Origin of the sequence: Paenibacillus filicis (assembly GCF_038070315.1) — a bacterium.
Lineage (GTDB): Bacteria > Bacillota > Bacilli > Paenibacillales > NBRC-103111 > Paenibacillus_G > Paenibacillus_G filicis.
On sequence record NZ_JBBPCC010000001.1, the window covers coordinates 836,757 to 845,383 of the forward strand.

Genomic DNA, 8,627 nt, shown 5'->3' on the forward strand with positions numbered 1-8,627 from the left:
CCATCCAGGTCCGGGCAAGGATAAGAGGTGTAGCCGGAAGAGCAAGCTGCAACGGCAAGAAAGCAAAGGAGGAATTGTCTGATGCACCTTTTAGGCCATTTAGTCAGATTTATCGTCTCCGCTCTGATGCTGCTCGTGGTTAGCTGGATCGTACCCGGTTTTTCCGTTGGAGGCTTCTGGAGCGCCTTCTTCCTGGCGCTGGTCATCGCGGTAGCCGCGTGGGTGATCGAGGGGGTCTTCGGCAGAAAGATTACACCATTCGGACGGGGTATCGTCGGATTTCTGGTCAGCGCTCTAGTCATCTGGGTCGCGCAGTTCATCGTAGGAGGCGTATCCACCAGCATCATCGGCGCTATTCTGGCGGCGCTGGTCATCGGGATTATCGACTTGTTTATCCCGGTTAAGACTCCTTTCGAGCAAGGAGTCAGAGGACGGGAAGGCGCCAAATAACGTTTCTGCCTTCACCCATCAGCCGTATCCGTCCAGGATGCGGCTGATTCCGTCTGTGGGTTCCAGCGTTCAGCTTTAACATACGATAAATCCAGTCTGATTTTCCAGATAAAATTTAGCTATAAGCAAATAAGCTTACCAGCTTAACTGTCACGGGTATTTCATACGGTTGTCACCCGTTCGACACAGCCATCCGCCGTCAAATCGGTTATGCTTATGGTTAAAGGAATCTATGTACAGGAGGGAATTAGTAATGAAAAAATGGATCGTATCGATATCGGCAATCGCCCTGATCGCCGTCATGACAGCTTGCGGAGCCAAGCAAGAACCTGCAGCAACGCCGGCTCCTGCAGGCACCCAGAACGCCGCGGCAGGCGGTGCAGGACAACAGGTCAAGCTGGTTGCGACCAACTACCAGTTCGATCAGAAGGAATATAAGGTCAAAAAGGGTGAGGATGTCACCTTCACGCTGGAGAATAAAGCGGGCTTGCATGGCGTGGCGATCAATGGGCTGAACGTCGAGCTCCGGGGCGATAAGCTGTCAGCTACCGTCAAGCCGGACAAAGCCGGTACATACGATATTATCTGCAGCGTGCCTTGCGGCTCGGGACATATTAGCATGAAGTCCAAGCTCGTTGTGGAATAACCCTATTCGGGGAAATGGTACGCAATCCAAAGAAACGTCCTTGCTTAATGCGAGGACGTTTTTTTGGATTTCAGGCAAGCCGGTAAAGTACGGTGTTTATTTAGGAGGACAGCGTCGTGTTCTTTGGTTTGGACCTGGCTGAAACCGTTAGGTACGTGCCCATCCTGAGCAGCCTCTCCACCGGCCCCATTCCGAAGCGCCGGAGATACCAGGCACTGCAATAAAGCTGGACCGCATAGATTACAAGCGCAATAGCGCAGCCTGCAAGCACCCCCAGCCGGCCGAACCATCCGAACCCGTAGCCGTAGAACAACGTCGTGCCAATCACCGACTGCATCAGATAGTTCGTCAGGGAGAGACGCCCCGTGGCTTCGAGGCGGGCCAGCCAGACGGATGACGGCTTGGTCAACGCGCAGATCCAGGCGAAAGCAAAGATATAGCCGAGAGCCAGCAAATTTCCTCCAAGCATCTCGCCCGATTCGCTCCAGCTCTCCCCCAGGCCCAAATACCCGAGTGACTTCAGCATCAGCCCGACCGGCAGAAACAGCAGCATTCTCCTGCGGTATCGGCTGCGCTCCTGATCCGGCTGCTGAAACCATTGCTTCTTAGCCCCATACATCCCCAGCAAGAAAAGGGGAGCGGTCATAAACGGGGCAAAAATCAGAACTGCTGCGATCAGGAAGTTATTCTCATCCAGCGGACTTGCCGTGTTGCTGTGATGACGGATCTCTTCATAGGTTCCACCCGCATAGATGGGGATGGTTTCTTTTACATACGCCTCCATCCGCGCTTTGTCCTCGAAAAGACCCGAACCCGGACCGCTGTCCGAGGGCAGCAGCGCCATCAGGCCGAACAGACTAAGCAGCAGCACACCCCATACCAGCAGCGTCTTGGCTTTCCGGCCCAGGAAGAGCAGCAGAAAGAAGCTCATCAGTCCGTAGTACCCTAAGACATCCCCTTCCCATAACCACTCGGCATGCAGCCAGCCCAGCGTCAGCAGCAGAATAGAACGCCGGAATAAGTGACGTCCGGCCTTTAAGCCTTGTGCCTCTAGGGATTCCTTCAGCTTCACCATGCTGTATCCGAACAGAAAGCTGAATACCGGCATAAAGCTATGTTCCACCGTCACATTCAGGATGCCGCGCCATATGAGATCGAATGTCGACAGCTCGTACAGCCGGATCTGATCCTTTCCCCATATCCCATACTGAAAGATAAGCATATTCGCCAGCAAAATGCCGAGTAAACTCCAGCCCCTAAGGGCATCGATCATTCCTACACGTCTGCGCATTTCATGCATGCGTCCATCACCTCAACCTGACTTTACCAACCGGCGATAAAGCCATCTTAAAGCGAAGCTTATCTTTCGCTTAACAAAATCGGATGGAATTTAGCTCGAATTAAGGTAAGCTTGGTATAATACTGACCGGAGGGATCCTATGCTGAATGCTAGAATACTGCTGATAGACGATGAGAAATCGATCGTTCAGCTGCTTGACATGGTGCTTCGCAAAGAAGGGTTCCGGCATATCTATTGTGCGTATTCCGCACAGGAAGCGCTCATGCTGCTGGACAAGCACGGGGCCGACGTTATTTTGCTGGATGTGATGCTTCCGGATCAGTCGGGCTTTGAGCTTGGCCCCAAAATCCGGGCAATTTCCGACGCCCATCTGATCTTCTTAACCGCCAAAACCTCGGATTTGGACATCTTGACCGGACTCGCCGTAGGCGGTGACGATTATGTGACCAAGCCTTTTAATCCACTGGAAATTGCCGCCCGCATCAAGGCCCGTCTGCGCAGAGGAATGCCTCTAGCCCCTTCACGCGTTACTGAGGAGACGCGTACCCGGTATGACTTCGGATATTTTGCGTTGGATGATGCCAGCTGTGAGCTGCTGGTCGACGGCAGACCTGTCCCTTGTCCGGCCCTGGTGTACCAGCTTCTGCTCTATCTATGCAGAAACCCCAATATGGTATTCTCCAAATCACAGCTATACGAAGCCGTCTGGGGCCTGGATGGAATCGGAGACGACAACACCGTGATGGTTCATATCCGAAAAATCCGCGAACGGATCGAGCCTGACCCTGGCAACCCCCGTTTTTTAGTAACCATACGCGGGCTTGGCTATAAGCTGGTCCGGGAGAAAAGTTTATGACCCGAATCCGGCGAAGGCTGACTCTTCATTTTATGTATCAGTTCGTCTTCCATTGGCTGTTCATCCTCGTCCTCCTCTGTGTCGGACTGATCCTGATTATCCGGTACGTCAGCAATGAGGAACTGAAAAAAAACTTTACGGCAGGCGCGCTGGACTCGATTGTGCTGGAAGCGGATTTGACAGGTTCATCGCCCGTGCTTCCTCAGTGGTGGACGGAACAGCTTACAGAACGGGGACATTGGCTGCAGATCATAGATCGTGAAGGGAAAGTTGTCTACGCCGTCAATACGCCTCAGGCGCTTAAGAAGGCATACAGGGCCACGGAATTGGTGGATATCAAACAAAGCGGACGTATAGCTGCCTACCGGGTATTCCTTAAGCTGGAGCCTCCTGATAAGCAGACGCATCTCTTCATGCTGGGCGTGGAGGATACGGGCTCCGAGAAGCTGCAGGGCTGGTTTCAAACCTATAGCTCCGCCGGACTGATCCGTTCCGATGCCCTCGGAGAACTGGAGACGCTGCTTAAGCAGTCCGGGGAATTCATCCAGGTCGTGGATCCTGCCGGACAAATCGTACAAGTCGCCGGCCCCTCGCCGCGGAGTGAGCCCTACCGTCCGCTCGAACTGATCTCGATGCAGGAGGAGCCCGATTCCTTTACTTCCAAGTCCTATATGCATGTGGATGAAGCAACGGGCCATGTGTGGATGCTGCATGCCGTTCAGAACGATGCCCCTTCCGGGGGACAACCGATTCTTCATCATTTCATGATCGCTTTATCCGTTACCGCCGGCTTTGCGCTGCTCTTGACGCTGGGCTTCTCCGTCTGGCATGGGTATCGGTACGGTCAGCCTCTGCTGCTATTCGCCGCCTGGTTTGACCGGATGGGCATGGGAGGTCACCCGGAAGCCTTAACGGAAAAGGACCGAAATCGGGTATACCGGAAAAACGGCTCCATCCGCCTGCGTTACCGGCTGTACAAGGAAGTAATCGCCGGCTTCAACCATATGGCGGAGAGGCTGGACACTGCCGAGCGCGAACGTGCGCGGCTGGAGAGAACCCGGGAAGAGTGGATGACCGGCATCTCCCATGATCTGCGGACACCGCTGTCCACGATCCAAGGGTATGGTCACTTGCTGGAGAGCGACAGCTATGAATGGACCGGTGAGGAATTGAAGGGAATGGGCAAGATGATTCGGGAAAAAGGAGATTACATGCTGGAGCTGCTGCAGGATTTTTCTCTGACCTTCCAACTGCAAAATCGGGATGTCCCGTTTTCTCTGACACGCACGGAGTTGAACGAATTTACGCGCCGGGTCGTGCTGCGCTATGTCAATGACGCTACCTTGCAGCAAGTATCCTTCCGGTTCGAGAGCCATCAGACGGATTTGTTCATCAACCTGAATCCCATGTGGTTCCAGCGGATGCTGGATAATCTGATTACGAATGCCATCAAGCACAACCCGCCTGGGGTGCATATCGTGGTCCAAACCCGAGTGCAAGCTGGCCATGGAGCCATTGTAGTAGAGGATGACGGAGCAGGGATGGATGAGGAAACGAGACGTAATTTATTCGAACGTTATTACCGGGGAACCCCTACGGAGGAAGAAGCGAATGGAACCGGGCTCGGTATGAATATCGCCAGGTCCATAGTCCTCGCCCACCAGGGCAGCATAGACGTGGAATCCCGCAAGAACGAAGGCACGAGAATCACGGTTCTTCTCCCTCTAGCCTTACCGGAATAAGGAAGAAGCTTTCCGACCATCGGCGGCAGCGAACAAAAAACGTCACGCTTCGAATGATCGAAGACGTGACGTTTTTTGGGTATGACTGCTTAGGTACGAAGAGATCAGCGGGCTCCGGTAACCTCCGTCCGCTTCTCCCATAGCTCCTTCAGCTTATCGGTGATCACCGGAGTATGCTCGACGATATAGGCGGCTGAGGTCGAAGTCTTTAGCAGCTTCTGAGCCGTGTCGTTCGGCAGCACTGTCATCACATGAACGGCAATCAGCGCAATGATAGCAGCTTCCAGCAAGCCGAGCCCGGCTCCGCTCCATTTGTTGACCGCCTTGAGGCCAGGGGCAGCTACCAGCCACTGCAGCATGCGGCCCACAATCCCGAATGCCAGCTTCGTGCCGAACAGCAGCAGGCCAAATGCCAGCGCATTGTAGATGTAGGTATCGATGCGAAGCTCTTGGGCCAGCAGCTCATAGCGGCCATACGTTTCGTGCCCGGACAAATTCATCAGGCTCTTGATCCAGGGCGCAGCTTGCCTGTAGCCGAAGAAAGCTACCAGATAGGCGGCGAAGAAACCGGCAAATGAAACCAGCTGTCCGACAAAGCCACGCGCGTACCCCAACGCCATGCCCATCGCCAGAACAACCAGCAGCCCGTAATCCAACCCGTTCATGCGCTAATCCTTCTCAACCAGTTCAATCCATTCGTTGTACTCCACCTGAAGCTTCTCGTACTCGGTTTGCAGCAAGCCAAGCTCATGAAAGACCCGCTCGGCCTTTTCCTGCTGCTCGTCATATTCGGCCTGCAAAGCTTTATGAAGCTGAACCTGCTGTTTGAGCTCCTGCTGAAGCTCGTGATACAGCTCATTCTGCAGAGCCAGCTCATCCCTATTAGAGGATAGCTCCTTCTGCAAGCGGACCGATTCCGTAGCCGCCGTCTCCAGCTCGCTGAGACGGGTGGCCTGCGCAGCCAGACGAGCCGTGAGCGCATTATGCTCGCCCAGGGACTGCTTCTGCTTATGCTCCCATGCGGCGCATTGCTCCTGAAGCGCCCGGCTAACCTCCTGTGCTTGGCGCATATCGTTCTGCAAGGCGGCGAGCTGCTTCTCCCTCGCCTCCAGCGTTTGTTTCAATTCCTCCTGCATGCTGAGCTGCTGCTCGTTCTCCTGCCTGCTCCGAGCCTCTTGCTCGGCGAGACGCGACACCAATTCCTGATGCTTCTTCTGGAGCTCATCGTACAGCTCCTGCTGGAAATGAAGCTCTTCCTGTCGCGCCTGCAATCCTGCGCGCAGCTCGTCCGCTTGAGCCGCCTGGCTCTCGCTGCGCTGCTGCCACTGGCTGCTGCTCTCCTGAAGCTGGAGATTATAGGCTTGCTGCTGGGCAAGCTGCCGCTCCAGCTGCTGACTGCGCTGCTCGCGCTCGCTTAGCTCCGCCTGCAGCTCGGTATTGCGCGTACCGAGCGTGTCCGCTTGCTTGCGGGTCTGCTCCTCGACTTGTTCCAGCTCCGCTTGGCGGCGCAGCTCTGCTTGCTCCAGTTCAGCACGCAGCGACGCTTCAAGCTGCTCGGACGCACTCCGCATTGCCGCCTCTGCCTCTTCCAGTTCGATCTGGCGGCGTAATTCAGCCTCCTCGAGCTCTGCGACCCGGCGTACCTCGGCTTGTTCCAGCTCTGCCCGCAGCTTGGCTTCCGCCTGCTCCAGCTCCGCTAGACGCCGCTCCTCGGCTTGCTGAAGCTCGCCTTCCAGCTTCTGCCTCAGCTCCGCCTCGGTGCGTTCCAAGGCTTGCACGGTCACCCTTCCGGCATCAGCTTGCTGCAGGAGCTCTGCCTCCCTCGCTGCACTGGCTTCCCGGTGGGCGGCAAGCTCGCTTTCCAGCTCACGGTAAAGCTCCAGCTGAAGCTGGAGCTCTTCCGCCTGCTGAAGCTGCTTCTGGCGCTCAGCCTCCAGCTCCATGCTAAGCGTATCGGCTTGAAGCAGGAGGCCACGTCCCTGTTCCAGCTGTTCGCCGAGCTGAATCTGCAACCGGCGCTGCTTCTCCTGCTGCTCGTCGAGCTCAGCCTGATGCCGTTGCTCGGCCTCCTCAGCTTGCCGGGCATAGTGAGCCTCCCGTTCGGCCAGTCTCTCGGCAGCTGCAGAAGCACTTAGCTCGGCCTCTTGGACCAAACTGGAAATCCTCTGCTCCAGAGCAGCCTGCCGCTCAAGCTCCTCTTCCAGATTCATCCTGCTGCGCTCAGCTGCCTCCTGCATGCCTGCCTGCAGCTCGGCTTCTTTCACTCCGCTCTGCTCAAGCAGCTCGTTATACAGCGCAATCTGAAGCTCCAGCTCCTGCTGCTGGGCAAACCGCTCTTCCTGCAGCCCATCAAGCTGTTCATTGAGCTCTTCAATCTGACGATCGCGGTCGCCGAGCTGCTTGCTATGCTCCGCACGTTCCGCTTCCAATCGACTCTCGAATTCACTTCGCTGACGTTCCTGCTCCTGTAAGCTGGCCGCCTGCTTGCTGTCAAACTCTGCGCGCAGGCGCTCCTGATTCTCCAGTTCGGCTGTTAGCAGCTCTTCGAGCTCAGCTCGTTGACGCTCATGCTCAGCCCGTTCCGCAGCCAGCTTGCTCTCGAATTCCTCGCGCTGGCTTTCTTGCTCAGCCTGCGCAGCACTCAGCTTCGACTCAAACTCCTCGCGCTGACGCTTCTGTTCGGCTTGCTCCGCTGCCAGTCTGCTCTCCAATTCCTCACGCTGATTTTCTTGTTCAGCCTGCGCAGCCTTCAGCTTCGTCTCGAATTCCTCGCGTTGGCGCTCCTGTTCCACTTGTTCTTCGGCCAGTCTGCTCTCCAGTTCCTCACGCTGGCTTTCTTGCTCGGCTTGCGCAGCCTTCAGCTTCGACTCGAACTCCTCGCGCTGGCGCTCCTGTTCAGCTCGCTCTGCAGCCAGCTTGCTCTCCAATTCCTCACGCTGGCTTTCTTGCTCGGCCTGCGCAGCCTTCAGCTTCGACTCGAACTCCTCGCGCTGGCGCTCTTGCTCGGCAGTTAGCCTGCTTTCCAGCTCCGCACGTTGACGCTCCTGATCCTCCAGTTCGGCTGTAAGCAGCTCTTCGAGTTCTTTACGCTGACTTTCGTTCAAAGATTGCTCACTTGTCAGCCTGCCATCGAACTCCTCACGCTGACGCTCCTGCTCGGACCGTTCGGCAACCAGCTTGCTCTCAAACTCTTCGCGCAGACGTTCTTGCTCGGCCCGCTCCGCAGCCAGCTTGCCCTCGAGTTCTTCACGCTGAAGCTCCCGCTCGACCTGCTCGTCTGCTAGTTTACTCTCCAGTTCAGCTCGCTGGCGCTCCAGTTCAGCTCGCTCGGCAGCCAGCCTGCTCTCAAACTCTTCGCGCTGACGTTCTTGCTCCGCTCGCTCCGCAGCCAGCTTGCCCTCGAATTCCTCGCGCTGAAGCTCCTGCTCGACTTGCTCGTCTGCCAGCTTACTCTCCAGCTCTGCACGCTGACGCTCCTGTTCAACCCGCTCGGCAGCCAGCTTGCTCTCAAACTCTTCGCGCTGACGTTCTTGCTCCGCTCGCTCCGCAGCCAGCTTGCCCTCGAATTCCTCGCGCTGGCGCTCCTGCTCGGCTCGCTCCACAGCCAGCTTACTTTCGAATTCCTCGCGCTGA

At 56.2% G+C, this 8,627-nt stretch carries 7 protein-coding genes; 4 read left to right on the forward strand and 3 right to left on the reverse strand.

Features of this window, described 5'->3' with window-relative positions:
* Nucleotides 1–81: 81 nt before the first annotated feature.
* Nucleotides 82–450: a phage holin family protein gene (locus WMW72_RS03825; RefSeq protein WP_341414069.1), complete on the forward strand. Its 369-nt coding sequence runs from the start codon at nucleotides 82–84 to the stop codon at nucleotides 448–450.
* Between the two features lie 253 nt (nucleotides 451–703).
* On the forward strand, nucleotides 704–1,096 hold the full coding sequence (locus tag WMW72_RS03830) for a cupredoxin domain-containing protein (RefSeq protein ID WP_341414070.1): 393 nt from the start codon (nucleotides 704–706) through the stop codon (nucleotides 1,094–1,096).
* A 100-nt stretch (nucleotides 1,097–1,196) separates the two neighbouring features.
* On the opposite strand, the gene WMW72_RS03835 is transcribed toward WMW72_RS03830, so the two are convergent.
* Nucleotides 1,197–2,396, reverse strand: coding sequence for a DUF418 domain-containing protein (locus WMW72_RS03835; RefSeq protein ID WP_341414071.1), 1,200 nt, complete (start codon nucleotides 2,394–2,396; stop codon nucleotides 1,197–1,199).
* Between the two features lie 139 nt (nucleotides 2,397–2,535).
* On the opposite strand from WMW72_RS03835, the gene WMW72_RS03840 reads away from it, so the two are divergent.
* The gene (locus WMW72_RS03840) at nucleotides 2,536–3,252 is read left to right on the forward strand and encodes a response regulator transcription factor (protein WP_341414072.1); all 717 of its coding nucleotides are present in this window, start codon (nucleotides 2,536–2,538) and stop codon (nucleotides 3,250–3,252) included.
* Nucleotides 3,249–4,994 carry a sensor histidine kinase gene (locus WMW72_RS03845; protein WP_341414073.1) on the forward strand — a complete coding sequence of 582 codons (1,746 nt, stop codon included), beginning with the start codon at nucleotides 3,249–3,251 and terminating at the stop codon, nucleotides 4,992–4,994. The genes WMW72_RS03840 and WMW72_RS03845 overlap by 4 nt, the downstream gene beginning before the upstream one ends.
* Before the next feature lie 104 nt (nucleotides 4,995–5,098).
* Here WMW72_RS03845 and WMW72_RS03850 read toward each other — a convergent pair whose 3' ends face one another.
* Nucleotides 5,099–5,659 (reverse strand): CvpA family protein, encoded by a 561-nt coding sequence (locus WMW72_RS03850; RefSeq protein ID WP_341414074.1) that lies wholly within the window; start codon nucleotides 5,657–5,659, stop codon nucleotides 5,099–5,101.
* 3 nt (nucleotides 5,660–5,662) lie between these two features.
* A partial coding sequence (locus WMW72_RS03855) for a coiled-coil domain-containing protein (protein WP_341414075.1) occupies nucleotides 5,663–8,627 on the reverse strand: 2,965 nt, incomplete at its 5' end.

Coding starts and splice junctions, on each gene's coding strand:
- WMW72_RS03825 (WP_341414069.1), top strand. CDS start 82: ATGCACCTTTTAGGCCATTTAGTCAGATTTATCGTCTCCGCTCTGATG.
- WMW72_RS03830 (WP_341414070.1), top strand. CDS start 704: ATGAAAAAATGGATCGTATCGATATCGGCAATCGCCCTGATCGCCGTC.
- WMW72_RS03835 (WP_341414071.1), bottom strand. CDS start 2,396: ATGCATGAAATGCGCAGACGTGTAGGAATGATCGATGCCCTTAGGGGC.
- WMW72_RS03840 (WP_341414072.1), top strand. CDS start 2,536: ATGCTGAATGCTAGAATACTGCTGATAGACGATGAGAAATCGATCGTT.
- WMW72_RS03845 (WP_341414073.1), top strand. CDS start 3,249: ATGACCCGAATCCGGCGAAGGCTGACTCTTCATTTTATGTATCAGTTC.
- WMW72_RS03850 (WP_341414074.1), bottom strand. CDS start 5,659: ATGAACGGGTTGGATTACGGGCTGCTGGTTGTTCTGGCGATGGGCATG.